26 protein-coding genes and 1 pseudogene are annotated in these 26,310 nt (G+C 65.8%); 13 read left to right on the top strand and 14 right to left on the bottom strand.

Annotated elements, in window-relative coordinates:
• Positions 1-533 (top strand): alpha/beta hydrolase (locus ACLQI9_RS12645; RefSeq protein WP_442391720.1); only part of this gene is annotated, 533 nt, incomplete at its 5' end.
• Positions 534-545: 12 nt separating this feature from the next.
• On the opposite strand, the gene purH is transcribed toward ACLQI9_RS12645, so the two are convergent.
• From purH to ACLQI9_RS12665, 4 genes are all read right to left on the bottom strand, one after another.
• The gene (gene purH / locus ACLQI9_RS12650; protein WP_442391721.1) at positions 546-2,138 is read right to left on the bottom strand and encodes a bifunctional phosphoribosylaminoimidazolecarboxamide formyltransferase/IMP cyclohydrolase; all 1,593 of its coding nucleotides are present in this window, start codon (positions 2,136-2,138) and stop codon (positions 546-548) included.
• A complete protein-coding gene (gene purN, locus ACLQI9_RS12655; RefSeq protein WP_442376088.1) occupies positions 2,135-2,764 on the bottom strand; it encodes a phosphoribosylglycinamide formyltransferase in 630 nt (209 codons plus the stop codon). The genes purH and purN overlap by 4 nt, the downstream gene beginning before the upstream one ends.
• 64 nt (positions 2,765-2,828) lie before the next feature.
• Complete coding sequence (locus ACLQI9_RS12660) at positions 2,829-4,214, bottom strand: cell division protein PerM (RefSeq protein ID WP_442376087.1); 1,386 nt, start codon at positions 4,212-4,214, stop codon at positions 2,829-2,831.
• A gap of 72 nt (positions 4,215-4,286) precedes the next feature.
• A complete protein-coding gene (locus ACLQI9_RS12665) occupies positions 4,287-5,156 on the bottom strand; it encodes a DUF5336 domain-containing protein (RefSeq protein ID WP_442391722.1) in 870 nt (289 codons plus the stop codon).
• Between the two features lie 246 nt (positions 5,157-5,402).
• Between ACLQI9_RS12665 and ACLQI9_RS12670 the strand changes: the two genes are divergently transcribed.
• Both ACLQI9_RS12670 and ACLQI9_RS12675 read left to right on the top strand, forming a co-directional pair.
• Positions 5,403-6,251: an LLM class F420-dependent oxidoreductase gene (locus ACLQI9_RS12670; protein WP_442376085.1), complete on the top strand. Its 849-nt coding sequence runs from the start codon at positions 5,403-5,405 to the stop codon at positions 6,249-6,251.
• Entirely contained in the window at positions 6,248-6,631 is a 384-nt protein-coding gene (locus ACLQI9_RS12675; protein WP_442376084.1) for a hypothetical protein, read from the top strand. Before ACLQI9_RS12670 ends, ACLQI9_RS12675 begins: the two co-directional genes overlap by 4 nt.
• Here ACLQI9_RS12675 and ACLQI9_RS12680 read toward each other — a convergent pair whose 3' ends face one another.
• From ACLQI9_RS12680 to sucC, 3 genes are all read right to left on the bottom strand, one after another.
• A complete protein-coding gene (locus ACLQI9_RS12680; RefSeq protein WP_442391723.1) occupies positions 6,632-8,161 on the bottom strand; it encodes an acetyl-CoA acetyltransferase in 1,530 nt (509 codons plus the stop codon).
• 178 nt (positions 8,162-8,339) lie between these two features.
• Positions 8,340-9,242, bottom strand: a complete 903-nt coding sequence (gene sucD, locus ACLQI9_RS12685; RefSeq protein ID WP_442391724.1) for a succinate--CoA ligase subunit alpha — start codon at positions 9,240-9,242, stop codon at positions 8,340-8,342.
• Positions 9,243-9,256: 14 nt separating this feature from the next.
• Positions 9,257-10,420 (bottom strand): ADP-forming succinate--CoA ligase subunit beta, encoded by a 1,164-nt coding sequence (gene sucC / locus ACLQI9_RS12690; RefSeq protein ID WP_442391725.1) that lies wholly within the window; start codon positions 10,418-10,420, stop codon positions 9,257-9,259.
• 254 nt (positions 10,421-10,674) lie between these two features.
• On the opposite strand from sucC, the gene ACLQI9_RS12695 reads away from it, so the two are divergent.
• Together ACLQI9_RS12695 and ACLQI9_RS12700 are read left to right on the top strand one after the other, a co-directional pair.
• Entirely contained in the window at positions 10,675-11,718 is a 1,044-nt protein-coding gene (locus tag ACLQI9_RS12695; protein ID WP_442379221.1) for a M23 family metallopeptidase, read from the top strand.
• A gap of 3 nt (positions 11,719-11,721) precedes the next feature.
• Positions 11,722-12,348, top strand: coding sequence for a hypothetical protein (locus tag ACLQI9_RS12700; protein ID WP_442379220.1), 627 nt, complete (start codon positions 11,722-11,724; stop codon positions 12,346-12,348).
• 88 nt (positions 12,349-12,436) lie between these two features.
• Here the strand turns inward: ACLQI9_RS12700 and pcrA are convergent, their stop codons facing one another.
• On the bottom strand, positions 12,437-14,788 hold the full coding sequence (gene pcrA / locus ACLQI9_RS12705; protein WP_442391726.1) for a DNA helicase PcrA: 2,352 nt from the start codon (positions 14,786-14,788) through the stop codon (positions 12,437-12,439).
• Between the two features lie 353 nt (positions 14,789-15,141).
• On the opposite strand from pcrA, the gene ACLQI9_RS12710 reads away from it, so the two are divergent.
• Together ACLQI9_RS12710 and pgi are read left to right on the top strand one after the other, a co-directional pair.
• A complete protein-coding gene (locus ACLQI9_RS12710; RefSeq protein WP_442379216.1) occupies positions 15,142-15,405 on the top strand; it encodes a chorismate mutase in 264 nt (87 codons plus the stop codon).
• A gap of 69 nt (positions 15,406-15,474) precedes the next feature.
• Complete coding sequence (gene pgi, locus ACLQI9_RS12715) at positions 15,475-17,139, top strand: glucose-6-phosphate isomerase (protein ID WP_442379215.1); 1,665 nt, start codon at positions 15,475-15,477, stop codon at positions 17,137-17,139.
• 73 nt (positions 17,140-17,212) lie between these two features.
• Here the strand turns inward: pgi and ACLQI9_RS12720 are convergent, their stop codons facing one another.
• The 5 genes and pseudogenes from ACLQI9_RS12720 to cobF all read right to left on the bottom strand — a co-directional run bounded on the left by ACLQI9_RS12720 (position 17,213) and on the right by cobF (position 20,014).
• Positions 17,213-17,962: an SDR family oxidoreductase gene (locus ACLQI9_RS12720; protein ID WP_442379213.1), complete on the bottom strand. Its 750-nt coding sequence runs from the start codon at positions 17,960-17,962 to the stop codon at positions 17,213-17,215.
• A gap of 13 nt (positions 17,963-17,975) precedes the next feature.
• Positions 17,976-18,449 carry a zinc finger domain-containing protein gene (locus ACLQI9_RS12725; RefSeq protein WP_442379226.1) on the bottom strand — a complete coding sequence of 158 codons (474 nt, stop codon included), beginning with the start codon at positions 18,447-18,449 and terminating at the stop codon, positions 17,976-17,978.
• Positions 18,450-18,596: 147 nt separating this feature from the next.
• Positions 18,597-18,839, bottom strand: a pseudogene (locus ACLQI9_RS12730) (DNA-formamidopyrimidine glycosylase family protein); the annotation flags it as partial.
• Between the two features lie 16 nt (positions 18,840-18,855).
• Entirely contained in the window at positions 18,856-19,257 is a 402-nt protein-coding gene (locus ACLQI9_RS12735; RefSeq protein ID WP_442379211.1) for a phage holin family protein, read from the bottom strand.
• A 10-nt stretch (positions 19,258-19,267) separates the two neighbouring features.
• A complete protein-coding gene (gene cobF, locus ACLQI9_RS12740; protein ID WP_442391727.1) occupies positions 19,268-20,014 on the bottom strand; it encodes a precorrin-6A synthase (deacetylating) in 747 nt (248 codons plus the stop codon).
• A 78-nt stretch (positions 20,015-20,092) separates the two neighbouring features.
• Here cobF and ACLQI9_RS12745 point away from each other — a divergent pair, with 78 nt between their 5' ends.
• The 6 genes from ACLQI9_RS12745 (at position 20,093) to ACLQI9_RS12770 (ending at position 25,446) form a co-directional block, all read left to right on the top strand.
• On the top strand, positions 20,093-20,380 hold the full coding sequence (locus tag ACLQI9_RS12745; protein WP_442379207.1) for a hypothetical protein: 288 nt from the start codon (positions 20,093-20,095) through the stop codon (positions 20,378-20,380).
• A 2-nt stretch (positions 20,381-20,382) separates the two neighbouring features.
• Positions 20,383-21,453, top strand: a complete 1,071-nt coding sequence (locus ACLQI9_RS12750) for a hypothetical protein (RefSeq protein WP_442391728.1) — start codon at positions 20,383-20,385, stop codon at positions 21,451-21,453.
• Positions 21,437-21,919 (top strand): hypothetical protein, encoded by a 483-nt coding sequence (locus tag ACLQI9_RS12755; protein WP_442379204.1) that lies wholly within the window; start codon positions 21,437-21,439, stop codon positions 21,917-21,919. The genes ACLQI9_RS12750 and ACLQI9_RS12755 overlap by 17 nt, the downstream gene beginning before the upstream one ends.
• A 136-nt stretch (positions 21,920-22,055) precedes the next feature.
• Positions 22,056-22,958, top strand: coding sequence for an AurF N-oxygenase family protein (locus ACLQI9_RS12760; protein ID WP_442391729.1), 903 nt, complete (start codon positions 22,056-22,058; stop codon positions 22,956-22,958).
• Positions 22,955-24,130, top strand: a complete 1,176-nt coding sequence (locus ACLQI9_RS12765; RefSeq protein ID WP_442379200.1) for a DUF4873 domain-containing protein — start codon at positions 22,955-22,957, stop codon at positions 24,128-24,130. Before ACLQI9_RS12760 ends, ACLQI9_RS12765 begins: the two co-directional genes overlap by 4 nt.
• A gap of 449 nt (positions 24,131-24,579) precedes the next feature.
• Positions 24,580-25,446, top strand: a complete 867-nt coding sequence (locus ACLQI9_RS12770; RefSeq protein WP_442379198.1) for a TIGR03619 family F420-dependent LLM class oxidoreductase — start codon at positions 24,580-24,582, stop codon at positions 25,444-25,446.
• A gap of 3 nt (positions 25,447-25,449) precedes the next feature.
• Here ACLQI9_RS12770 and ACLQI9_RS12775 read toward each other — a convergent pair whose 3' ends face one another.
• Entirely contained in the window at positions 25,450-26,277 is an 828-nt protein-coding gene (locus ACLQI9_RS12775) for an enoyl-CoA hydratase/isomerase family protein (RefSeq protein ID WP_442391730.1), read from the bottom strand.
• Positions 26,278-26,310 lie beyond the last annotated feature (33 nt).

Here is a 26,310-nt window from a genome sequence, read left to right on the forward strand (position 1 = left end):
ACGTGCTGTCCCGCGGGTTCGCCGCCGACCGTATCGTGCTGGCCGGGGATTCGGCGGGCGGTCTGATGGCCGCCCACACCGCGCTCGCCGTCCGCGACGCCGGGTTGCCGGTGCCGGCTGGGCAGGCGCTGCTCTCGCCGCTGACCTCGGCCGACATGAGCCTGAAGTATCGGGCCCTCAAAGACCACCGGGACGCGTTGTTTCCGTTCATGACGGTGAAGTTCATCTACGACGTGTTCGCCACCGTCAACGGCACCCGTCCGCCGCCGTTGATGCCGCCGGAGGCGGACTTGCATGGCCTTGGCCCGTTCCTGCTTCAGGTCGGCACGCACGAGATGCTGCTGAACGACACCTTCGCGCTGGCCGAGCGGTTGCGGGTCGACAACGTGCCAGCGTGGGTGCAGGTGTGGCACAAGGCCATGCACATGTTTCAGCTCAGCTTCGACGTCAACCCGGATGCCCGCCGCGCCGTCGACGAGGTTGCCGCGTTCATCCGCCACGTGACGACCGCCCGCGACGAGGCCAGCGCTTAGCTTTCTGGGTGGTCAGTGGGCGAAGTGCCGCGCACCGGTCAGGTACAGCGTCACCCCGGCCTTGGCTGCCGCGGCGGTCACCTCGTCGTCGCGCACCGAGCCGCCCGGATGCACGATCGCCGTGACGCCCCCGGCGGCCAGCGTCTCCAGGCCGTCCGGGAAGGGGAAGAACGCATCGGAGGCCGCGACCGCGCCACGGACCCGGTCGCCACCACGCTCCACGGCCAGCCGCGCCGCGTCGACCCGATTGACCTGGCCCATGCCGATACCGATGGTGGCGCCACCGGCGGCGATCACGATCGCGTTGGACTTCACCGCCCGACAGGTTCGCCAGGCGAAGGCAAGGTCGGCCAGTGTGGCCGGTGCGGCCGGCGCACCGGCCACCAGCGTCCAGTTCGCCGGATTGTCGCCGTGCGCATCGATACGATCGCGTGCCTGCATCAGCAGGCCGCCGCTGATCTGCCGGCGCTCAGTGGTGTCACCCAGCGGCTCGGATGCGACCAGCACCCGGATGTTCTTCTTGCCCGCCAGCACGTCGACCGCGCCCGGCGCGTAGGCGGGCGCCACGATCACCTCGGTGAAAATCGTGCTCACGTATTCGGCCATTTCCACGCTGACCTCGGTGTTGGCCGCGATAACTCCGCCGAATGCGCTCAGCGGATCGCATTCATGGGCCTTGCGGTGCGCATCGGCGACCGAGACTGACGAGATCGCGATCCCACATGGGTTGGCGTGCTTGATGATTGCCACGCAGGTCTGCTCGTGGTCGAACGCCGCCCGCCAGGCCGCGTCGGCGTCGGTGAAGTTGTTGTAGGACATCTCTTTTCCGTGCAACTGCTCGGCCTGCGCCAGGCCGGGCCAGGCGCCGGCATCGGTGTACAGCGCCGCCTTTTGATGCGGGTTTTCGCCGTAGCGCAGCAGTGCCGAGCGGTGCCACGTGCCCGCGAACCATTCCGGGAAGACCATCATCGGCTGCTCGGGCGCCAGCGTCGAGCCCATCCAGCCGGCGACCGCGACGTCGTACTCGGCGGTGTGCCGAAACGCCAACGACGCCAGCCTCTTCCGCTCGGCAAGTGTGAATCCCCCGCTCTGAACTGCGGCCAGCACGCCGTCATAGCCAAGCGGGTCCACCACCACCGCGACGCTCGGATGGTTCTTCGCCGCCGCCCGCACCATCGACGGTCCGCCGATGTCGATCTGCTCGATGCATTCGTCGACACTCGCGCCGGAGTCCACCGTTTCGCTGAACGGGTAAAGGTTGACCACCACCAGCTCGAACGCCGCGATCCCGAGTCGCTCGAGCGCCGCGGCATGCTCGGGTTTCCGCAAGTCGGCCAACAGGCCGGCGTGCACGTGTGGATGCAACGTCTTGACCCGGCCGTCGAGCACCTCCGGAAAACCGGTTACGTCTTCCACCGGAGTTACCGGGATTCCTTTGTCAGCAATGGTTTTCGCGGTCGAACCGGTCGAGACGATGTCGACACCGGCCGCATGCAGCCCGCTGGCGAGTTCGGCGAGCCGGGTCTTGTCGTACACGCTGATCAGTGCGCGACGGATCGGCCTTCTCGCTGAATCCCGGGAATCCTGCCGGTCGTCGCTGCTCATCCGATGGTCGCCTTTCGTCCGTTCCAGGTCACGCCGCCGGTCGCCACCGCGGCCACCACATCCACCAACAGCCGCCGCTCGGTGACCTTGATGCGCTCGTGCAGGGTCTCTTCGTCGTCGTCGTCGAGCACCGGGATGGGTTGTTGGGCCAGTATCGGGCCGGTGTCGGTGCCCGCGTCCACCAGGTGCACCGTGCAGCCGGTGACCTTCACACCGTAAGCCAGAGCTTGGGCCACACCGTGCGCGCCGGGAAACGCCGGCAGCAACGTCGGGTGGGTGTTGAGGATACGGCCGCAAAATCGTGAAAGGAACCTCTGCCCAAGGATTTTCATGAAGCCGGCCGAGACGACGAGGTCGGGTGAATGCGCTGCGGCGGCTTCGGTGAGCGCGGCGTCCCAGGCAGCGCGGTCGGGATGGTCGGGCAACCGCACCGTGAAGGTCGGCAGCGAGGCCGCGACGGCGATTTCGACGGCCCGGCAGTCGCGGTCCACGCCGACCGCGACCACCCGTGCCGGATAGTCACCGACGGCGGCATCCAGCAACGAGGCCAGCAGCGAACCAGTACCCGACGCCAAGACCACCAATCGTGCCGGTGCGCTGGGAGGCACGCGGAACGGTTGCTGCACAGGGCGAGCCTAATCCGTCCGCCGACGATGCGGGCCGTCGGCGACCCGGGGGGAAGGCGGACAATCAATCATCGTCGTCCGGCGACGATGCGGGCCGGTCTGCGGTCCCAGGTGGGGGCACCTCCCGCTCGGCGGGGAGAGCCGGACAGTCAGACGGCGCAGGCGGTTGATCGGCGGCTTGCTCGGTCGCGGAGGAATCGTCAGCTTCGACGACGACGCCGGGATCGTCGCCGTCAGACTCGTCGAGCGGGTCGGTCGAGAGAATCGGCTCCGGCGCTACCGGAGGCTGCGCCGCCCGGGCCGGTTTGGGCTTTCTCGGCGGGTATCTGACGCCGCCGGCCATCGCGACGGTGATTGCACCGACGACGGCGAACCAGAGAAACACCGCGAACCCGAAAGTGCCCTGGTCAGTCCCGACGTCGCCGAAGTTGCCCAACTGCCCGCCAGCGGCATAACCGAGCAGGGCCATCGTCAGCGCCGCCACCGAGGCTGCGACCAACAACTTCGCCATCGCCGTATGGATCGGCAGCGGCCGGCGCGCGCACTGCTGTCCAACGGCCACCCCCGACGATGCGCCGACGATAAGCAGCGCAACCCAGGCCGGCCCCAGCGGCGGGTTGGGGGCCGCGGCCAGCACCGGCAGCGCGGGAATGTCGCCGCCGAAGACGGTGAACGAGCTGAACGTCGCAAAACCCAGATGAGCGCTGGATCCCACTGCCATCGCGGCAGTGCCGACGATGACGTTGGGCACATAGAGCACCGACAGCACGGTCAGGCTGAACTGACCGAAAATCGAATTGGTGATCGCGTACAGCTCCTGCATGGTCCCCCAGTGCACGACCAGCGAGGCGGCCGTGACCATGCCGGACAGCCCGAGTAGCGCCAGCACGCCGGCCATCGCAGCACGTAACGAATCGACCAACCAGTCGGGCAGCGGTGACGTCCCGAGAAGCCGGCGGCCGACTCGAGAGCCGACACCGATCGACGCACCGATGGCATGGACGACCAGCACGCTCATGAACGCACGCAACGCGCTGGGCGTCTGCAGCTCGGTGATTACCGATGCCGCGTCGTGGATGACCGCCAGCGAGATGGCGGAGATCAGCAGCGGACCGCCCAGTGCCGAGGCCACGATCCAGCGGATGACGAACCAGGAAGCCGTGGCGGGGGTGGCCTGCGCGGTGGTGCGTGCGGTGCCCCACACCATCAAGAGGACCGGCAGCAGCGGCATCACGCCCAGTTCGCGACCGCCGATCGAGATCGGCACCTGATGCACGCCCAGCCACATACTGGCGATCGCACCCAACGCGCCGGTCATGTCGCTGTTGGCGATCAGCAACTGCAGCAGCGTCACCGCCGCGATGACCACCAACGCCACCAGCGCAGGGCCGAACGCAACCCGCAGTAGGTCACGGGCCTGACGGGCGCCCGCCGCTCGACTGTCCTGCACCCGTGTCACGCTTCGAGCACGTTACCGACTAGGTCCCCTCGCCGGCGACCCGCCGCGCCCGAGTGCGCACGGTTAGGACTGTGACGGGCCCGACGGCGACGACGGCGCCTGGGGCTGCTGGCCCTGGCCATACGAGTGCTGACCCTGGCCGGAACCGGCGTGGTTTGCGGAGTTGCCCTGACCCGGCCCGCCGGAACCGGAGGACGGCGGCGGGCTGAAGCTGGGGAAACCCGTTGGCGGGGTGGGCGATCCTTGTTGTTGTCCATGCTGCGGTCCGGACTGCGGAGCCGGGATGGGTCCAGACTGCGGGCCGACCGCGCTGAAACCGCCGGTCGACGGCCCCGACGGGTAGCCGCCGTATTGGGCCCCGTAGCCGGACTGCTGGGGTGACTGCTGCTGGTAGGGAGACTGCTGACCGTAGTAGCCGCCGTACTGCCCGTAGTACTGGTCGTATTTGGGCCGCGGCGCCGGCGGGGTGATGACGCCCGCATCCAGCAAGAGGGCGGTGACCGCAAGCACAGCCTGGACCACCCCGCAGCCCAGGGCGAACCACAGCGCCCAGCCTCGGCCGGATGCGCCGATCGTGTCCTCGACCAGCAATAGCGCGCCCAGTACGGCGACCGCCGCCACCACCGCGGCGTAGTTCTTGGCCTTGGGCAACACACTCACCCCGGCCAGCAGCGCCGCCAGCAATCCCAGGTCGATCGGCAAGGTGCTGCCGCTTTCGACGAGTTCGTCGCCGTTCGGAAGAATGCGGGTGATCATCGGGCCGTAACTCAGCAGATAGCTCGCCAAGCCGAGAACCAGTACCCCGATGCCCAGGTAGACCTTCAGATTGCTTTCACCGTCATCGGATTTCGTGAACGAGGGTGTGGAGGAGGCCCCGTAGCCCCCGGGCGACTGCGCGGGCGGATATCCGGGACTGCCGGGCGAGTAGGTCATGGCTTCTCCTGTGCCTTCCAGTGCTGTTGCGGCGCCACTGTCGTGCGGCGCTGGTACTCCAGGCGGCCGCTTCTCGCGACGCTACCTCAGACCGCCCTGTGAACGTCGTGACGACTAGCGCGGGCGTTTGCGACGCGTGCCGATCAACCACGCTAGCGCACCTTGAGCAGTAGGCGGCGCAGACCTCAAGACCATCACGAGGCCCCGCCCTTGCCCGCAAGATTGGAACACGTTCTAATTCAGTGCATGGACTACGGGCTCGTGCTGTTCACCAGCGACCGCGGTATTACCCCGGCGGCCGCTGCCACCCTCGCCGACGATCACGGCTTTCACACCTTCTACGTACCTGAACACACCCACATTCCGGTCAAGCGCCAGGCCGCCCACCCGACGACGGGTGACGCGTCGCTGCCGGACGACCGCTACATGCGCACACTGGACCCGTGGGTCAGCCTCGGTGCGGCGTGCGCGGTCACCTCGCGGGTGCGGCTGTCCACCGCGGTGGCGTTGCCGGTTGAGCATGATCCGATCACGCTGGCGAAATCTATCGCGACCCTCGATCACCTATCCGGTGGGCGGGTCAGCCTCGGTGTCGGGTTCGGCTGGAACACCGATGAACTCGCCGACCACGGCGTGCCGCCCGACCGGCGCCGCACCATGCTGCGTGAGTACATCGAGGCGATGCGGGCGTTGTGGACCGAAGAGGAAGCTTCCTACGACGGCGAATTCGTCAAGTTCGGGCCCAGCTGGGCGTGGCCCAAGCCGATCCAGCCGCGCATCCCGGTGCTGGTGGGCGCCGCAGGCAACGAGAAGAACTTCAAGTGGATCGCGCGCAGCGCCGACGGCTGGATCACTACCCCCCGCGATTTCGACATCGACGAGCCGGTGAAGCTGCTGCAGGACACCTGGGCAGCCGCCGGTCGGGAAGGCGCGCCGCAGATCGTCGCGCTGGATTTCAAGCCGGTGCCCGAGAAATTGGCGCACTGGGCCGAATTGGGTGTCACCGAGGTGCTGTTCGGACTGCCCGACAAGTCGACGGACGAGGTCGCCGCGTACGTGGAACGCTTGGCCGGCAAACTGGCCGCTGCCGTATGAGCCGGCACTTCCCCTATCGCTACGATCTTCGTCTGGCCCCGATGTGGCTGCCGTTTCGGGCGTGGCCCGGCCCCCAGGGTGTGACCGTGACCGACGACGGCCGTCTGGTCGCCCGCTACGGGCCATTCCATGTCGACGCGCCGCTGTCGCGCGTTGAAGACGCGCACGTCACCGGTCCGTACCGATGGTGGACCGCGGTCGGCGCCCGGCTGTCGGTTGTCGACGACGGACTCACGTTCGGCACCAACGCCTCTGAAGGTGTATGCATCCATTTCGAGCCGCGGATCCATCGCGTGCTCGGTCTGCGTGATCACTCGGCGCTCACCGTGACCGTCGCGGACCCCCAAGGGTTGGTCGCCGCGATCACGAGCGCCGTCTAGTCAGCCGAGCGCGCAGCGGTTTCCGTAGTCAAACGAGCGCACGACGACAGACCGTCCCAGCGGGTCGCCGTCGGTGAGCAGCCCGATCAAGTCGTCGTCCTCGGTGGTCGCAAGGAACCGGCTGCCGTCGGCGTCCAGCCGGCCGATGACGATCCCGGTCGGCCGACCGCCGTCGCGCCGGACCGTGTAGGTCTCGACGGTGCCCGGGCCCTCGGCCTGCTCGGTCACCGCCACGGTGAGCGCCTGGCCGATCTGCTCCTGCAGTTGCGCACTGCGGTCCGGTCTCCATTCGGTCGGTGTGGTCGAGTAGACCCCGACCGAGTACTTGCTCAAGATGCCGCCGTTGGCGCCGACGAGACCGAATTGTCCTGGCGCGCTTCGGCACTTGGCGATCGTCTCGGCAACGCCGTGCATCGAATAGTTGTTGCCTGCGCCGCCGAAGAACGGCAGGCCACCGGTCAGGGTCAGCCCGCGCGGGTCGTCCGGCGCGATTCCCATGCCGTCGCAGATGTTGAAGACCGGCACCGGAAAGCAGCTGTACAGATCGAAAGTGGCGATGTCGTCGATGCCGATGCCGGCGACCAAGAGCGCTTCGCGCACCGCCATCACCGCCGACGGGGCCTGGCCTAGATCTGGCCGATCCAGCAGGCTCTGCTCTTCGAGATCGGCGTGCCCGGGTAGATAGACCCAATTGTCCTCGGGCACGCCAAGTTTGCGTGCAGCCTCGACGGACATCAGCAAGGCCGCCGCGCCCTGGTTCACCTGATCACGGGCGACCAGCAGCCGCGGATACGGCTCGGAAATCATCCGGTTGCGCTCGGTGACGGTGATCAGTTCCTTGACGCTGCGTTCGACCGGCGCGGCGGCGAACGGGTTCTCGGCCGCCACCTTGGTGAACGGAGCGAACAGCTCGCCCATCCGCCGTAGGTAATCGGCGGGCCCGAGTCCTGTTCTGGCCCGCCGGGCATTCTCCAGCAGCCCGTATTGAGTGGGCGCATCGACAAGCCCATGAATGACCGTGTAGCGGCTGATAAGTCCGTCCAGGCCGTGGCCCCGGTCTTCCAGCGAACCGTCAACGGCCTCAGAGAAGTCCGGCCGATTATCGGACCCGGCGAAGTAGCGGTTGGTCGAGGTCGCGTCGGAGCCGAAGACCATCGCCACCTCGGACCGGCCGGCGGCGATCTCGCCGGCCAGTTCGGTGATCAGGTGCTGGGGGCCTTGGCCGCCAACGACTTCCAAGATGACGCGGGCGGGGTCCGCGCCGATCCGGTTGGCCACCGACCGCGGGTAGTTGTTCGACTTGCCAAGCACCGCCTTGGCCGGCCCGGAGATCTCGAATTGCCGGACGCCGGCGATGGTGTCGATCGACGCGGCCACCTTGGCGGCGTCGGCGCCACAGTCATCGAGTGCGGCGCGAGCACCGCCTGCCGCCAGTTCGACGGCCGACATTCCCTGGTAGTACGCGTCGTCGATGCGCTCCGCGGCCTGCCCGACACCGACCACGACGGGCGTGCGCGGGTCAATGCTCACGAGCGCCGCTCCTCCTCATCGCATCGTCCCCCTCGCCGCTGCGCGGCTGGGGGTGCCCCCACTGCATCGTCGCCGGCGCGGCTCACGAGCGCCGCTCCTCCTCATCGCATCGTCCCCCTCGCCGCTGCGCGGCTGGGGGTGCCCCCACTGCATCGTCGCCGGCGCGGCTCACGAGCGCCTACAGGCTCTGAAGGATGTTCCGGGTCAGCGCAGCGGTTTCCGACGGGGTCTTGCCGACCTTGACCCCGGCCGCTTCCAGGGCCTCTTTCTTCGCGGCGGCGGTGCCCGACGATCCGGACACGATCGCGCCGGCGTGGCCCATCGTCTTGCCTTCCGGCGCGGTGAATCCCGCGACATAACCGACGACCGGCTTGGACACATTGGCCTTGATGAAGTCGGCCGCGCGCTCCTCGGCGTCACCACCGATCTCACCGATCATCACGATGACCTTGGTGTCCGGGTCCTTCTCGAACGCCTCGATCGCGTCGATGTGGGTGGTGCCGATCACCGGGTCGCCGCCTATGCCGATCGACGTCGAGAACCCGAAATCGCGCAGCTCGTACATCATTTGGTAGGTCAGCGTGCCGGACTTGGACACCAGGCCGACGGGACCGGATCCGCTGATGTTGGCGGGGGTGATGCCTGCCAGCGCCTCGCCTGGCGTGATGATGCCGGGACAGTTCGGCCCGATGATGCGGGTCTTCTTGCCCTTGTCGACGTTGTACGCCCAGGCATACGCGCTGTCCTGCACCGGAATTCCCTCGGTGATGACCACCAGCAACGGGATTTCGGCGTCGATGGCTTCGATGATGGCGTCCTTGGCGAATTTCGGTGGCACGAAGATGATCGACACGTCGGCGCCGGTCTTTTCCATCGCCTCCGCGACGCTGCCGAACACCGGCAGCTCGAGAATCCGGCCACCCTTGTCCTCATGCGTGACGGTGGTGCCTGCCTTCCGCGCGTTCACGCCGCCGACAATTTGCGTGCCCGCCTTGAGCATTCGGGCGGTGTGGACGGTGGCCTCGCTACCGGTGATGCCCTGGACGATGACCTTGTTGTCCTTGTTCAGAAAGATAGACATGGGTCATATTCCTTTCAGGCGCTTGCCAACTCGGCGGCCTTATCGGCGGCCTCGTCCATCGTGGGTACCAGAGTCACCAGGGGGTGGTTGGCCTCGGTGAGGATGCGACGGCCTTCGTCGACGTTGTTGCCGTCGAGGCGTACCACCAGCGGCTTGTTGGCGTCGTCGCCCAGGATTTCCAATGCCTTGACAATCCCGGTGGCCACCGCGTCACACGAGGTGATCCCACCGAAGACGTTGACGAAGACACTTTTCACCTGTGCGTCGTTCAAAATCACGTCCAACCCGGCCGCCATCACCTCGGCCGAGGCGCCGCCGCCGATGTCGAGGAAGTTGGCGGGCTTGACCCCGCCATGCTTCTCGCCGGCATAGGCCACCACGTCCAGCGTCGACATCACCAATCCGGCGCCGTTGCCGATGATCCCGACCTGACCGTCGAGCTTGACGTAGTTGAGGTTGTGCTCCTTGGCTTTGAGCTCGAGCGGGTCGGTGGCGTCGCGGTCCTCGAACTCGGCGTGGCCGGGCTGACGGAAGTCGGCGTTGGCGTCCAGGGTGACCTTGCCGTCCAGCGCCAGAATCTGGTCGTCCGGCGTCCGCACCAGCGGGTTCACCTCGACCAATGTGGCGTCTTCGGCGACGAACACCTCCCACAGCTTCGAGATGGTGACCGCCGCCGAGTCGAGCACCTCGGCAGGCAGGTGACCCTGCTCGGCGATCGACCGGGCAAACGCGAGATCCACCCCCTTGACCGCATCAACCGGCACCTTGGCCAGCCGCTCCGACGTGGTCGCCGCGACCTCTTCGATCTCCATGCCGCCCTCCACCGAGCACATCGCCAGGTAGGTGCGGTTGGCTCGGTCGAGCAGGAAAGAGATGTAGTACTCCTCGGCGATGTCGCTGGCCTCGGACACCAGCAGCTTCTTGACGATGTGGCCCTTGATGTCCAGACCGAGGATGTTCTTTGCGTGGGTGTAGGCGTCGTCGGCGGTCGCGGCATATTTCACGCCACCCGCCTTGCCCCGGCCACCTGTCTTGACCTGGGCTTTCACCATCACCGGCCGACCGATCTCCTCAGCGATCGCCTTGGCGCCTTCGGGAGTATCGGTGACACGGCCGGGTGTCGTCGGGACGTTGTGCTTGGCGAACAGCTCTTTCGCCTGGTACTCGAAAAGATCCATGGCTCACTTCTAAGTGTCGGCCTATATGTAAGCGAACTCGGTTTTCTGTTGCCCGCTTGCGGGAACTGTATCGACACGGCTCGGAGGTTCCGTCGTCGGTATCCGCGGATGTGGCAGATCTCACCGCAGGCCCTGAAGTGATTCAAATCACATTCATCGGCGGATTTCCGGCTTGGCTTGCGATGGCCCGCGCTCGACGGTTAACGTCGCAGGGTCCAGATAACGTTATGGTCACGCTCCGAGGGACAATCAGGTTGACCCAGCCCAGCCTTGCACGGTCTCTTTCGCCAGAAGGCGCTCAGCAATCGCGCGACCGCAGGTTGGAACTCGACCGCAACGAAGTCACCGACATCATTCCGTTCAATGAGTTCGGCAACCTCGATGACCTGGACTTTAGCGATAACACCGCCTTCGACAAGGAAGCGCAGGTCCTGCGGGCGCCCGAGCTCGACGACCTGGACGACAGCGACAATCTCACTGTCCTGCCGCTGGCCGGCCCCAGCGAGGTCGAGACGAGTGTCCTGCCTCGGGTCGACTCGCACCGACCGGAGCTGCGCAGCCGTCGAAGCGATCCGGATCTGCCGGGGCGTCGAGGGCAGCATCGCAAGCAGCCGACTGGTCCGGCGCGTGGCCGGGTGTTGATGGGCGCCATGGCCGCCGGTGCTGCGGCCGCCGCTACGCACTCCGCCACCCACACTTCTGATCACTCCAGGGCCGAGACGGTGCTGGCCGCCGACACGGCGACAATGAACGGCGCGCCCACCAGCACGTCGGCCCGCGGCATGCAGATGGTCGCCGTCCAGCCCGCCGCGAACGTCGCAGTGCACAACGCCGAGCTGGCCAAGGGCGTCGCGTTCGCCCAGGAGCGCGCGCAGCGCGAGGCCCGACTGCAGCAGCCGCTGTTCGTCATGCCGACGAAGGGCATATTCACCTCGGGTTTCGGGTACCGCTGGGGCGTGCTGCACGCCGGTATCGACCTCGCGAACTCGATCGGCACCCCGATCAGGGCGGTATCCGACGGGGTTGTCATCGACGCGGGACCGACCGCCGGCTACGGCATGTGGGTCAAACTCCGCCACGCGGATGGAACGGTCACGCTCTATGGTCACGTCAACACCACGATGGTCAGCGTGGGTCAGCGCGTGATGGCGGGCGACCAAATTGCCACCATGGGCAACCGTGGCAATTCCACCGGTCCGCATCTGCATTTCGAGGTGCTGCTGGGCGGCACCCAGCGAGTGGACCCGGTGCCGTGGCTGGCCAAACGTGGCCTGTCCGTCGGCACTTTCGCCGGTTGACCGGTGACTGAGCCGAACCAGCGCACACCAGGCGATCACCCGCCCACCCAGACGCCAAGCGGACCTGTGCGCGCCGGCGGGCCTCCTGAGGGCCCTGGCTACGCTCCCCAAACGCGCATCATCCGGCGAGCGCCTACCGCGCCGCTCCCGCAGATCGTGGACGACGCCCGCACCACCCACATTCCGCGCCAGCCGCCGCCTTCCCGCTACGTTGCTCCGAGCCAGCGCCCAGGCATGGCGAGCAGCACGCTGTCCGGTGAACCCAGTAGAGCGACGGCGGTTGCCGCTTCCGCTGTCAGCATCGTCAGTGGCTGGGCGACCTCGGTGGTGGCAACCGACCTCATCGCGGGCTGGTGGAAATCCGACCGCCTGTTCTGCGTCGCAGTCGCGTTCCTCGCGCTGGTGTTCGCGTTCGCGACGATCTCCGGTGTGATCCTGCTACTGCTACGCCGATCCCTCGGGCGCTACCTGATCGTGGCCGGCGCCGTGATCGCATTACTGACCTACGGTGGCGTCTTCATCGCCGACGCACGCGTCGCCTGGATCGTGCACGCCCTGCCCTTGCTGCCGGTTTCTAGCGTGGTGCTGGCCCTGCTGCCGCGCACCAAGGAATGGCTACTGGAGGACTGACCGCCCGGCCGTGCCTGATTGCGCGGCGTCCCCCGGTAAGCGGGCGGTACCCCCACCTCAGGCCGTTCCGGCCTGCATCGTCGCCGCGCTAAAGCTTGCTGACGGGGGCGTGGTTGTGCATCAGCTTGACCCGCCCCGAACTGCCGAAGTCGATCAGCGACATCGCTGATTCGCCAACGCCGGAAACCTCTTCCACCCGGCCCAGCCCGTACTTGTCGTGGGTAACCCGGTCACCGGGTGCGAGCTCCAGCAGCGGGCGCTTGCTCGCCGACGCACGAGCCGGCGACGGGCGCGGCGAGCCGAACCGTCCGGCGCCGCTGACCGGCGCACTGAACGACGGGGTGGGGTCGAGGCGCCGCCAGTCGATGAGTTCCTGCGGGATTTCCCGCAGGAACCGCGACTCGGGGTTGAGCATCGGCTGTCCCCACGACGACCGCACTTTGGCCCGGCTGACGTAAAGCCGCTGACGCGCCCGGGTGATCCCGACGTAAGCCAGCCGGCGCTCCTCGGAGAGCTCGCCCGCGTCACCCAATGCCCGCATGTGCGGGAACATGCCGTCTTCCCAGCCGGTCACGAACACCACCGGAAATTCCAAGCCCTTTGCGGTGTGCAATGTCATCAGCGTGACCACACCGGCGCTGTGCTCGGGGATTTCGTCAGCGTCGGCGACCAACGACACCCGCTCCAGGAACTGCGCCAGCACACCGGTGTCCGGCACGTCTTCATCGTCGGGGGTGCCGACAGAGTCGTCGTCGAGCGCCACCGCGTTCGCCAGGTCGGTGGCGAATTCGTGTGCGACGCTGACGAGTTCGTTGAGGTTGTCCAGCCGGGCCAGGTCTTGCGGGTCAGTGGACGACTCCAACTCCGTGCGATATCCGGTGCGCTCCAGCACCGCCTCGACCAGCTCCCCGAGGTCACCTTGCGACGAGTCGAGACGGGCCCGCAAGTCGTCGAGCATCTCGACGAAACCCGCGATCGCCTTGGCCGACCGGGTGTTCAGCATCGGCACCTTGCCTTCGGCGGCGGCCTCGAGAGCGTCGGCGAAACTGGAACCGGTGTTCTCGGCGTACACCGCCACGCAGGCCACGGCGCGATCACCGATGCCGCGGCGCGGCGTGTTGAGGATGCGTCGCATGCTGACCGCGTCGCCCGGGTTGTCCAGCACCCGAAGGTATGCGACGACGTCGCGAATTTCCCTGCGCTCGTAAAACCGCACGCCCCCAACGACTTTGTACGGAATGCCGGCGCGGATGAACACCTCTTCCAGCGATCGCGACGAATTGTTGGTGCGGTAGAAAACCGCCACATCGTTGTAGGTGAGCTCGCCGTCGGCGACCACTGCGTCGATTTCCTCGGCGACGAATCGTGCCTCGTCGTGCTCATTATCGGCGACGTAGCCGACGATCAGCTCGCCCGCGCCGGCGTCGGTCCACAGCCGCTTCTCCCGGCGTCCCGAATTGCGGGAGATCACCGAGTTCGCCGCCGACAAGATGTTCTGCGTCGAGCGGTAATTCTGTTCCAACAGGATCGTCGTGGCGTTCGGATAATCGCGCTCGAAGTCTTCGATATTGCGAATCGTGGCGCCGCGGAATGCATAGATCGACTGGTCGGCGTCGCCGACGACGCACAGCTCGGCCTGTGGCACACCGTCGGGATCGTCGCCGGCATCGCGGCCGACCAGTTCACGCACCAGCACGTACTGGGCATGGTTGGTGTCCTGGTATTCGTCGACGAGGATGTGCCGGAACCGCCGCCGGTAATGCTGGGCGATCTCCGGGAAAGCCTGCAGCACCGTGACCGTCTCGCCGATGAGGTCGTCGAAGTCGAGCGCGTTGGCGGCCCGCAGCCGGTGCTGGTACTCGGAGTAGACGGCGGCCACCGTGCGCGCCAAGTCATCGGCGTGATCGTCGTCGGACAGGTTGGCCACCGCCTGCTGCGGGTCGATCAGCTCGTTCTTCAGGTTGGAGATGCCGTTGGCCAACAGCCGCGGCGAATATCGCTTGACGTCAAGGCCCATGTCCTTGGCGATCATCTGCAGTAGGCGGCGGGAATCGTCCGCGTCGTAGATCGAGAAGTTGGAGTTGAGGCCCGCGATCAGCGACGCCTGGTTGCGCAGAATCCGCACGCACGTCGAGTGAAACGTCGACACCCACATCGAGCGTGCTCGCGGACCGACCAGGGCCACCACGCGTTCCCGCATCTCCGCGGCGGCCTTGTTGGTGAAGGTGATGGCCAGAACCTGACCGGGACTGACGTTGCGCGCGGCCAAAAGGTATGCGATGCGCCGGGTCAGCACGGCCGTCTTGCCGGAGCCCGCGCCGGCGACGATGAGCAGCGGCGAGCCCTCGTGCAGCACCGCCTGACGCTGATGCGGGTTCAGGCCGTCCAGGAGTTGATCAGCGTCGGGAACTTGCCGAGCATCGGTCGCATACACACTCAATCTGCGCCGCTCTCCCCCGCAAGCGGGTGGGGGTACCTCCCACTTGTGGGGGCGTACCCCCACCTCATCGCGCTCACCCCTTCTGCATCGTCGTCGGCGGCATCTCCCGTCCAAACTTACCGCCGTTCGGCGACACCTTTGCGCTAGCAGGCCCTCAAGTGGCACACTCGACTCGTGCTCAACATGCAGCGTCGATTTTTCTACGGGTACCCGCCAGCGGTGCCCGTGGCTTAGCTGCTTCCAGAGCCCCGTGGTCCGCTTCCGGATCCGGGGCTCGTCTCTTGTGTGAGGCCCGATACCGGATGAGACCACACCCCCCACCCCCTCCACACAATGAGATTCCGGAGTCTGAAATGACTGTAGAAACCGAACAACTCACCGACATCGACGACCTGCGCCACGAGATCGACCGCCTCGACGCCGAGATCTTGGCCGCGGTGAAGCGTCGTGCCGAGGTGTCCAGAGCAATCGGCAAAGCCCGCATGGCCTCTGGCGGCACCCGGCTGGTGCACAACCGCGAAATGAAGGTCATCGAGCGCTACAGCGAGCTTGGTCCCGACGGCAAGGACCTGGCCATGCTGCTGCTCAGAATGGGCCGCGGCCGACTTGGTCACTGAGCCGGCCGGTTAGCAGCCCGTTCACCTGGCCGTAAACCCGGGCCTGGTCAACCTGACTAGGGTCGAACCATGACTGCGGTTGAACAGATCCACGACATCTCAGCGACGCCGGCCTGGAGCGCGCTGCGCAAGCATCACGATCAGATCGGAACCACGCACCTACGCCAGCTCTTCGCCGACGATCCCGACCGCGGCAGCGAGTTCACCGTCACCGTCGGTGACCTCTACATCGACTACAGCAAACACCGGATCACTCGCGAAACCCTGAAACTGCTCACCGACCTGGCCCGGACCGCCAACCTCGAGCAGCGCCGCGACGAGATGTTCGCCGGCGTGCACATCAACACCTCGGAGAATCGCGCGGTGCTGCACACCGCGCTGCGGCTGCCGCGGGATGCGAAGCTGATCGTCGACGGCCAGAACACGGTCGAGGACGTGCACGCGGTGCTCGACGCGATGGGTGACTTCACCGACCGGCTGCGCAGCGGCGGGTGGACCGGCGCCACCGGAAAACGGATCAGCACGGTCGTCAACATCGGGATTGGGGGTTCGGACCTCGGACCGGTGATGGTCTACCAGGCACTGCGGCACTACGCCGACGCCGGCATCTCGGCGCGGTTCGTCTCCAATGTCGACCCCGCTGACCTGGTCGCAACGTTGGCCGACTTAGACCCGGCCACAACGCTTTTCATCGTCGCCTCCAAGACGTTCTCGACGCTGGAAACGCTGACCAACGCAACCGCGGCCCGGCGCTGGCTGACCGACGCGCTCGGCGACGACGCGGTGGCAAAGCATTTCGTTGCCGTCTCGACCAACAAGAAGCTGGTCGACGAGTTCGGCATCGACACCGACAACATGTTCGGATTCTGGGACTGGGTCGGCGGACGCTATTCGGTCGACTCGGCGATCGGGCTCTCGGTGATGGCCGCGATCGGCCGAGAGGCTTTCGCGGACTTCCTGTCCGGCTTCCACCTGGTCGACGAGCATTTCCGCACCGCACCGCTGGAGGCCAACGCGCCGGTGCTGCTCGGGCTGATCGGGTTGTGGTACTCGAACTTCTTTGGCGCACAGTCACGTGCGGTGCTGCCGTATTCCAACGACTTGGCGCGGTTCGCGGCCTATCTGCAGCAGCTGACGATGGAATCCAACGGCAAGTCGACCCGTGCCGACGGAACCCCCGTCGTCACCGACACCGGTGAAATCTATTGGGGCGAACCGGGAACCAACGGTCAGCACGCCTTTTACCAATTGCTGCACCAGGGCACCCGGTTGGTGCCGGCCGACTTCATCGGTTTCAGCCAGCCGACCGACGACCTGCCCACCGCCGACGGCACTGGCAGTATGCACGACCTGCTGATGAGCAACTTCTTCGCGCAGACCCAGGTGCTGGCGTTCGGCAAGACCGCCGAAGAGATCGCCGCCGAAGGCACGCCGGCCGATGTGGTGCCGCACAAGGTGATGCCCGGTAACCGACCGACCACGTCCATCCTGGCCACCAGGCTCACCCCGTCGGTACTGGGCCAGTTGATCGCTCTTTACGAGCATCAGGTCTTCACCGAAGGCGTGGTGTGGGGCATCGACTCGTTCGACCAATGGGGCGTCGAGCTGGGCAAGACGCAGGCCAAGGCGCTGCTGCCGGTCATCACCGAGGACGCATCGCCGGACAAACAGTCGGACAGCTCGACCGACGCTTTGGTACACCGGTATCGGGTTGAGAGGGGCCGCGCGGGCTGACGTTCGCGCGAGCAGACGCAAAAGCACCAAGTTCACCGGCGTGTCGGGCGCTTTTACGTCTGCTCGGCAATGGCTAGGCGAACCGTTTGGCCAGAGGCGGCGGCAGCACCCGCAGTAGCTGCACCATCGGCGCCCACGGCCACCACGGAACCGCGGCCCTGCCCGGCTCGCGCTCAATGGCGGCGACCAACGCCTTGACGCCAGTTTCGTTGTCCACCATGAACATCGTGCTTTGCGATTTGGCGGTCATCTCCGACTCGATATAGCCGGGTTCGAGCACCGACACCTTGATCGGCCCGCTGGCGTATTCGGCACGCAGCGATTCGCCCAGCGACCGCACACCGGCCTTGCTGGCCGCGTAGGCCGCCTTCACGCCAGGTATCCCCTTGGCGCCGAGCACCGAGGAGATCAGCACCAGATGCCCCGAGCCCTGCTGCTTGAACATCTGCAGCGCGGTTTCGATCTGAACCAGAGCAGCCACCAGGTTGGTTTCGATGGTTGCCTTGTTGGCCCACAGCTTGCCCGACCCCAGCGGCGCGCCCTTGCCGATACCGGCGTTGACGATCACCCGGTCGATTCCGCCTAGTGTGTCGGATAACTCCGCGAACACCTTCGGCACCTGTTCGTGGTCGTTGACGTCCAGCGCGGCAACGGCCACCGCTAAGCCCGGATACTGTTGCGACAGTTCGGTTTTCAGCTCGTCAAGCCGGTCGGTGCGACGGGCGCACAGTGCCAGATCACGCCCCTTGGCCGCGAACGCGCGGGCCATCCCGGCGCCGAGGCCGGAACTCGCGCCGGTGATGAGGATCTTCTGCCGAGTCACCCGCGCAGCATAGCTACTTGAGCAGACGCGACATGCGCCGGTCGGCTAGCACCTTGCCGCCGGTCTGACAGGTCGGGCAGTACTGAAACGACTTGTCGGCGAACGACACTTCCCGCACGGTGTCGCCGCATACCGGACACGGCAAGCCGGTGCGCGCATGCACCCGCAAACCGGAGCGCTTCTCCCCCTTTAACGTGGCGGCCTGCTGACCGACCGAGCGGCTCACGGCGTCGGTCAGCACCGACACCATCGCGTCGTGCAATGCGACCAGCTGTCCGTCTGCGATTTTCCCGGCCGTGGCGAACGGCGAAATCTTGGCGACGTGCAGGATCTCGTCGCTGTAGGCATTGCCGATGCCGGCGATCACTTTTTGGTCGGTGATGACGGACTTGATCCGCCCGGTGTTTCCGGCCAGCAGATCGGCCAAGTCGTCGACGCTGAGTTGCAGCGCGTCCGGCCCGAGCGCGGCGATGCCGGGTACCTGCATCGGGTCGTCGACGAGCCACACCGCCAGCCGCTTCTGGGTGCCCGCCTCGGTGAGGTCGAAGCCCGGCGCCTCCCCAGGAGTGCCCAGATGAACGCGCAGCGCAATCGGGCCTTTGCCGGGTCGCAGCGGCGCGGCGGCCAGCTTGTCCGACCACCGCAGCCAGCCGGCCCGGGATAGGTGGGTAATCAAGATCAACTCGCCTGCCCGCAACCCAAGATATTTGCCCCACCGGTCGGCGCCGGTAACGGTCAAACCGTGCAGCGCGTTGATCGGCGGGTCGAAGGTTTTGAGCACCGAGAACGCGACGACGTCGACGCGCCCGATAGCCCTGCCGACGGCGTGGCGGCGCAGGTGGTCGGCCAGCGCTTCGACTTCGGGCAGTTCAGGCATGCATCCAGTGTGCCGGTCAGCGCCGAGCTGTGCGCCTCGCGTCGCGAACCACCAGCGACAGCACCCAGCTGACGACCGACAACACGATCGCGGCCCAGATCGCGGTCCACCAGAAGTGGTCGATGGCCAGGCCCCAATGGGTGGTGTGAGCGGTGATCCACGCGGTGATCCACAGCATCAGCGCGTTGATGACGATGTGGATCAGGCCCAGGGTAAGGATGTATAGCGGGATCGACAGGATCTGCACGATCGGTTTGATGAACGCGTTGACCAGACCAAAGATCACCGCGACGACGAAGATGATGCCGACCCTCTGCAACCTGGTGTCGCCGCCGACGAAGCTAAGCCCATGGACGACGAGGGTGACCACCCAGAGTGCGAACCCCGTCAACGCGGCGCGAATGAGAAATGGTCCCATGGGGCTGAACCTACTCCGCGGATCGCAATAAATAGGTGTCCATAATCCAACCGTGACCTGCACGGGCGTCGGCCCGCAACGCGGCGATGCGCCCCCCAACCTCGCCGATCGTGCCGGCGACGAGCAGCTCGTCGTCGGTGCCGAGGTAGGCGCCCCACCAGATCCGTGTCTCGGGCGGGCAACTTCGAAACGAGCACTCGCCGTCGAGCATGACGACCGCCGAGCCGGATAGGCCGCGGGCGCGAAGCTGGCGGCCGGTGGTGATCAGCACCGGTTCGCCGACGTCGTTGAGCGGGATGCGGTGCCGTGCCGTCAGTGCCTGGATGGCGGTGATGCCCGGGATGACGTCGTAGCTGACGTCGATTTCTGCCGCGACGGCATCGAGGATGCGCAGCGTGCTGTCGTACAGCGACGGGTCCCCCCAGGCCAGGAAGGCACCCACACCGTCGGGACCGAGTTCGGTGGCAATGGCCGTCGCCCAGATCCGGGCGCGCGCCGCGTGCCAGTCGGACACCGCCTCCCGGTAATCGGCGTCAGTTGAGCGCCGCGGATCGGGCAACTCGACGAAGCGGTAGCCGGGCTCGCGGATGAACCGCGCGCAGATGTCCCGGCGCAGCCCAATCAGGTCGCTTTTGGCTTCGCCCTTGTCCATCGCGAAGAAAACCCGGGTCTTGTTGAGTGCCTCAATCGCCTGGACGGTCACATACTCGGGGTCTCCCGCACCGATGCCGATGACGTGGATGTGCCGAGTCGCCATGCCCGCAAAGCCTAGTAAGAACATCGAGGCCGGCTGCGGTGACTGGCAGGCGGGCGGCAGTCTGCCTACGCTTCCGCCATGCCGCGGCAACTGCATGTCGACACCGTTGGTGTGCAGGCGATGGCCAGCAGCTGGGGAACTTCAGCCGGCGAACTAACCGAAACCGTGGTCCCGATCGGATTCGGTTTGTCGTGTCAGCCCAGCGCAGCTGCCGTCAAGGCAGCACATGCCGACGTCACAGCGTTCACAACGGCGCTAGCCAATCGTGTGAGTGCCCGTGCAGCCCACGTTAGCGACGCCAACACCTGCTACATCACCAACGAAGCCGACTCGGCCCAAGAGTTGGCCGCCGTGACCGGCGTGTAACGATGTCGGCGATCGCAGGCTTCGTTGGCCTCTCGCAACTGTTGGCCTGGCCCACCGAACGCCTCACCGAGGCAGCCGATCACTGGGAAGCCATCGGCGGGCGCAGCTACGGGGTCGCCAACAAGGTCTGGCACGACGCGCTCTCGATCGACTGGCACGGTGAGGCCGCCGACACGCTGCGCACCGCGACGCACACCGACATGCTGACCACCAGCGCAGCAGCCGACAAGCTACACGCCGCAGCCAAAGTTGCCCGCAGCGGAGCCTCAGACCTCTACACCGCCCGCGCCCGAATGGGATACGCAGTAGACGACGCCCGCACCACAGGATTCGACGTCGCGGAAGACCTCTCGATCACCGACCGCTTTAGCGGTGGATCGCCCGTGCAGCGGGCCGCCCGGGAAGCCCAAGCAGAAACCCTTGTCGGCAACATCCGCCAACGCGCCGCCCTATTGGTGGGCCTCGATCACCAGGTCGCTGGCAAAATCACCGCCGCCGTAGCCGGAATCCGCGACACATTCCCGCAGAACCCAACCTTCGGCGCGCCGCCAAGCGACAACCGACTCCACGCCGTCGACAACCACACCTTCAAACAAGACCCGCCGCGAGAACCGCCCTACCCGGCGAATCAGGTGATCGCCGAGGCTACGGACCTAGATGGGAACCGCGTCCTGCTTCGGCGCGGTTACTACGACGCACCCAGCGGTAAGGGGTTCGGGTGGGATAAAGCGTACTGGCGACATGGCGTGGTCAACATCAATGTGTTCAAAGATCTGATTTCACACGGTCGACCAGTCAGCGAGGAAGGGACAGTTCTCACTTATGAAGTCCCGATCAACCGTGACCACTGCACGAAAGGCCTACTCGGGATTGCCAACTGCCAGGACACCGGTGAGAGCGTGACAATGGTCATCAAAGTGGATACCAGGACGGGTAGTCCCGACGTACCCGACGGACTGCAGAAGGGAGTTATCACGATGTTTCCCCTCAAGGGGGGCAGCGGGGTGGTCGAATTGGGACCGAAGTGGACGTGGACTCCGCCGTGGGTGAACAACTATGTGCCCATCAACTGAGGCCACCGACGCCCAACGCGAGTTCGCCGCCGAGGTCCTGCGAAACCTTTTGCGTCACATCGACGATCAGAACGGGAAAGCACGCGACCAATTTCTCGTCTCGCATGCCTGGACCGACGGACCAATGATGTACCTGGTGTACACGGCCCCCCCAGCTGACAACACGTTGGGGCTCGTGCGCGACACCAGGGAGTCAAACATCAGCCCAGGTCCGTGGCTGTCTCTGGACGAGGCGGTTGTGTACTACTACATCACCGATTTGGAGGAGGGCGGGGCGCCATTTGGCGACTCACCAGAAACTATTGCCTGGTACGGCGACCGACAGGCCGGTCTTCCAGAGCGCCCGTCAGATATCCCCGCGGCGTATCGGTATACGCCATCTCCGGAAGCGCCCTCGCCAGAGTGCAGCCGAAAACCAGACCCGCCCGTGATCAACGAGCCACGCCGATACGCAGATCCATTCTGAGTGATCTGCACTGACGGGCGGGGCGCTCACCGGTAAGAACTAGTCGAAACCACCGGTATCCGGTACCACGGGTATTGACATCTTCGATGCATGCCCCTTACCGTCTGGATATAGCGCCGAGAAAGGGACGTCCGCCATGACCACTGCGGTGAAGCCGACTGGCCCTAGTCGTGAAGAGTTCGCCGAACGTCTGCTCAAGGGATCGGTCAAGAAGTCCTACGCCCCGGTTGTCGACATCGACTGGGACGCGCCGCTAGACCCAGACAAGTTCTATCTGCCGCCGAGAACCGTCTCGCTGTACGGCACGCCGATGTGGGATGAGATGACCCGCGCTCAGCGCATCGAGCTGTCCCGCCAGGAACTGGTGAACACCCTGTCCGCCGGTATCTGGTTCGAGAACATCTTGAATCAGGCGCTGTTGCGCAAGCTCATGCACACCGACCCCACCAGCCGGGCATCCCATTACGCGCTCACCGAGGTGGGCGACGAAACCCGTCACATGGTGATGTTCGGCAAGGCCATCGAACGGGTCGGCGCCAAGCCGGTACGCCCGCGGCTCTATCACCGGATGATCATCAACGCGCTGCCTTTCTTTTTTCGCGGCTCGGTGCTGTGGATGGCCGCGCTGATCGGCGAGGAGATCTTCGACTCGTTGCAGCGCCAGATGATGGACGATACCGAACTGCAACCGATCATCCAGCGGCTGATGCGAATTCACGTCACCGAAGAGGCCCGCCACATTCAGTTCGCCCGCGACGGACTGCGCAAGCGGGCACCGCAGATGCGCCGGCCGGAGCGGTGGTTCGTCGGCAACGTCAACGGCCTGGGTGGATGGTTCTTCCGCTACCTGTTCACCAACCCCGTGCCCTACGCGCGGGCGGGCCTGGACGCCCGGCAAGCCCGCAGGATCGCACGCAACAGCGGACATCGCCACGACGTCCAAGTGGCGGGCTTTGCTCCACTGGCCGCGTTTTTGACCGAGGTCGATCTAATGGGCCCGATCGCGCGACGCGGCTGGACGCGCACCAAATTCCTGTGATCGAACGCTGCCACGACGTCGTCATCGTCGGCGCCGGATCCGTCGCCACCGAGCTACTCGCCGCCAGCATCGAGGATTTCGTGATCTTTGACCGCGAAGTGATCAGCTCGGCGTTCGACGACGACACCGACACCTGGACGCTGACCACCGGCGACGGCGAGACATGCCGCGGCCGGGTAGTGGTCGCCTGTAAGTCCCCGTTTGTCCCGTGGACTCCGGATCTGTTCGGCCGCAGGGAGTTTCGCGGCGCCTCGTTTCACGCCGCGGTACCCGACCCCGATTTCGACCCGGCCGCTCAACGCGTCGCGGTGATCGGCGCCGACGCCGCCGCCGGACAGTTGATCGGCCGGCTGGCCAGATCGGGGGCCGCGGTCAAGGTTTTCCCGCTTCCGCCACGCCGGGTCATCCGGCCCGCCCGACGCGCCAGACACTACCTGCGCCGCCAGGCCGAGCTGGTGGCATCGCCCATCGTCGAGATGACAGCGGCGGGCATCCGGACCGCCGACGGTGTCCACCAGGACGCCGACGCCATCGTCTACGGCACCGGGTTCAAGATCCCCGCCGGACTCCCGCAGGACACCCTGGTGGGTGCCCGCGGCGTGACCATCCAGCACGCTTGGACCGACGGCACGGAGCCCTACCTCGGGGTGGCGCTGCACGGCTTCCCGAATTACTTCATCGTTGACGGGCCGGAGTTCGAAGCGGCCATGCGCTACGTCGTTGAGTGCCTACAGCTTATGAAGGGGCACACTCGCATCGAGGTGCGCCGCAGCAGTCAACAGGTGTTCAACGAACGGGTCCACCTGGGCAGCTCGTCGCGTCGCCTGGTGGCATCGGCATTCGACTTGGTGTCGTCCGTCGGCGTGCAGGATGACATTTATGAAGGCCCGGCGACGGTGACGCTGGCCGATATCAGCCGAGAGGCGCGTGTCCGGATAACCGGACATATTGACCCGATCGATGGCCAGTATCACTGGCAGGGAACACTTTTCGGCCAATTCCCGGCAGACGTGCTGGCCCGGGGCCGGACAGTGACTCTGGTGGTAGGTGACCGTAGCGTCTCGGCGCGCATCACTGAAGAAACTCCGCAGAGCACGTATTCGATCGCCGGGGTGGGTGCGCCGCCCTTCGCGCTGGCAGACGTTGAAGTCGCCGCCGCGCCACAGTTTTGAGCCGCGAGACCAGCACGGAACTGCCGTCCTCCCTTGCCAGCCTGCGCAAGGCCCGCGAACTGGTGGCCGAATGGCTGCCGGCCTGGTCCCACGTCGAGCTAGTTCCGGTAGCGACGGTAGTTGTCAATGTGTTCGTCGCGAACGTGTTGCAACACACCGCCTGCACGCCCGTGCTGGTGCTCGAATCCGACGGTGAAGCGGTAACCATTTCGGGCAGGACGATAGCTCGATACCGGCGGCCCGCCATGAGGATCCTCACCTCGGCGGCGACCGGGTGTCGGGTCTGGCGATCGTCGCGTCGGTTTGCCGGGCGTGGGGCAGCACACCGATGCCGTCCGGAAAGACGGTGTGGGCAGTGCTCGGCCGGGAAAACCAGCTTTGATTAGCCGCTATTAACAGGCTCTAGTATTTGGTTCAGTATTTATAGCTATTCGAGGGCAGGAGACGGTGTGCGGTTCAGCTACGCGGAGGCGATGACGGACTTCAGTTACTACATCCCGCTGGCGAAGGCCGCCGAGGCAGCCGGGTACGCCAGCATGACCATCCCCGACAGCGTCGCCTATCCGTTCGAGTCCGACTCCAAGTACCCGTACACGCCCGACGGAAACCGCGAATTCCTGGACGGCAAGGCGTTCATCGAGACGTTTGTGCTGACCGCCGCCCTGGGCGCGGTGACGACGACGTTGCGGTTCAACTTCTTCGTCCTCAAGCTTCCGATCCGGCCGCCGGCTCTGGTGGCCAAGCAGGCCGGTTCGCTGGCGGCGCTCATCGGCAACCGGGTGGGCCTCGGCGTCGGCACCAGCCCGTGGCCCGAGGACTACGAGTTGATGGGTGTTCCGTTCGCCAAGCGCGGCAAGCGAATTGACGAGTGCATCGAAATCATCCGCGGGCTGACCACCGGGGATTACTTCGAGTTCCACGGCGAGTTCTACGACATACCCAAGACCAAGATGACTCCCGCTCCGACACAGCCGATTCCAATTCTGATCGGCGGTCACGCCGACGCCGCGCTGCGGCGCGCGGCCCGTGCCGACGGCTGGATGCACGGCGGCGGCGACCCCGACGAGCTGGACCGGCTCATCAAAAGGGTCAAGCAGCTCCGCGAAGAAGAAGGAAGAACGGGACCCTTCGAGATCCACGTGATCTCCGTCGACGGCTTCACCCTCGACGGAGTCAAACGCCTCGAGGACAAGGGTGTCACCGACGTCATCGTGGGCTTCCGGATCCCCTACATCATGGGAACCGACACCGAGCCGCTCGACACCAAAATCCGCAACCTGGAGATGTTCGCCGAGAAGGTGATCGCCAAAGCCTAACGGCTACAGCGGATCCCACACCGGAGACCGCTTCTCCTGAAGGGCCTTGGCGGCTTCCAGCGGATTGTTGGTGAACCCGCTCAGGATCTGGGTGCGGTTCTCAATCTCCTTGGCGTGCCGCAGACTTGGCGCGTCCAGCGCGGTGTTGAGGCCGATTTTGGTCTGCCATACACCGTAGGCGTTGTTCTCGACGATCGAGCGGGCCATCTTCAGCGCGGCTGTCATCAGCTCATCCGGCGCCACCACCTCGTGCACCAGCCTGATCCGGTAGGCCTCGTCCGCGTCGATGATGCGGCCGGTCAACATCAACTCCCGCGCCACCCCGGCTCCGACGATCTTGGGCAGCAGATAGCTGGTGCCCATGTCCATCGACGAGAACCCCGCCTTGATGAAAACCGAACCGAACCGGGCTTGGTCAGAGGCGATTCGGATGTCGCAGTGCAGCGCGAAGGCCAACCCGCCGCCGACCGCGGCGCCGTTGACCGCGGCGATCACCGGTATCGGCAGCTCGTAAAGCCGGGTGTACAGGTCGGCCAGCCGAACCTGGGCGTCGTAGCTGATCTTGAACGGCGGGCTGTGCGGCGCGGTTTTCGGCGGTTTTGTCCAAGGCTCACCTTCACCACTCAGGTCGGCGCCGGCGCAGAATCCGCGGCCGGCACCGGTCAGAATCGCCGCCCGGAACTCGCCGGTGCCGAGCACATCCATGACGTCGTCCATGGCGTCCATCAGCGACCCGTCGATGGCGTTCAACCGCCTCGGCCGGTTCAGGGTGACGCAAGCGATTTTGTTTTCCGCGGTGCCCGCGATTGTTGCCAATTCCACAGCAGTCATACAGCAACCGTAGGGGAGACGGTCAGAGTCGGC

Source organism: Mycobacterium sp., assembly GCF_052143115.1.
GTDB lineage: Bacteria > Actinomycetota > Actinomycetes > Mycobacteriales > Mycobacteriaceae > Mycobacterium.

What these genes read in the sequence shown, in the direction of transcription:
- purH (WP_442391721.1), bottom strand. Translation starts at nt 2,138, where the DNA reads ATGAGCAGCGACGACCGGCAGGATTCCCGGGATTCAGCGAGAAGGCCG.
- ACLQI9_RS12665 (WP_442391722.1), bottom strand. Translation starts at nt 5,156, where the DNA reads ATGACCTACTCGCCCGGCAGTCCCGGATATCCGCCCGCGCAGTCGCCC.
- ACLQI9_RS12670 (WP_442376085.1), top strand. Translation starts at nt 5,403, where the DNA reads ATGGACTACGGGCTCGTGCTGTTCACCAGCGACCGCGGTATTACCCCG.
- ACLQI9_RS12675 (WP_442376084.1), top strand. Translation starts at nt 6,248, where the DNA reads ATGAGCCGGCACTTCCCCTATCGCTACGATCTTCGTCTGGCCCCGATG.
- sucD (WP_442391724.1), bottom strand. Translation starts at nt 9,242, where the DNA reads ATGTCTATCTTTCTGAACAAGGACAACAAGGTCATCGTCCAGGGCATC.
- sucC (WP_442391725.1), bottom strand. Translation starts at nt 10,420, where the DNA reads ATGGATCTTTTCGAGTACCAGGCGAAAGAGCTGTTCGCCAAGCACAAC.
- ACLQI9_RS12710 (WP_442379216.1), top strand. Translation starts at nt 15,142, where the DNA reads ATGACTGTAGAAACCGAACAACTCACCGACATCGACGACCTGCGCCAC.
- pgi (WP_442379215.1), top strand. Translation starts at nt 15,475, where the DNA reads ATGACTGCGGTTGAACAGATCCACGACATCTCAGCGACGCCGGCCTGG.
- ACLQI9_RS12725 (WP_442379226.1), bottom strand. Translation starts at nt 18,449, where the DNA reads ATGCAGGTACCCGGCATCGCCGCGCTCGGGCCGGACGCGCTGCAACTC.
- ACLQI9_RS12735 (WP_442379211.1), bottom strand. Translation starts at nt 19,257, where the DNA reads ATGGGACCATTTCTCATTCGCGCCGCGTTGACGGGGTTCGCACTCTGG.
- cobF (WP_442391727.1), bottom strand. Translation starts at nt 20,014, where the DNA reads ATGGCGACTCGGCACATCCACGTCATCGGCATCGGTGCGGGAGACCCC.
- ACLQI9_RS12745 (WP_442379207.1), top strand. Translation starts at nt 20,093, where the DNA reads ATGCCGCGGCAACTGCATGTCGACACCGTTGGTGTGCAGGCGATGGCC.
- ACLQI9_RS12750 (WP_442391728.1), top strand. Translation starts at nt 20,383, where the DNA reads ATGTCGGCGATCGCAGGCTTCGTTGGCCTCTCGCAACTGTTGGCCTGG.
- ACLQI9_RS12755 (WP_442379204.1), top strand. Translation starts at nt 21,437, where the DNA reads ATGTGCCCATCAACTGAGGCCACCGACGCCCAACGCGAGTTCGCCGCC.
- ACLQI9_RS12760 (WP_442391729.1), top strand. Translation starts at nt 22,056, where the DNA reads ATGACCACTGCGGTGAAGCCGACTGGCCCTAGTCGTGAAGAGTTCGCC.
- ACLQI9_RS12775 (WP_442391730.1), bottom strand. Translation starts at nt 26,277, where the DNA reads ATGACTGCTGTGGAATTGGCAACAATCGCGGGCACCGCGGAAAACAAA.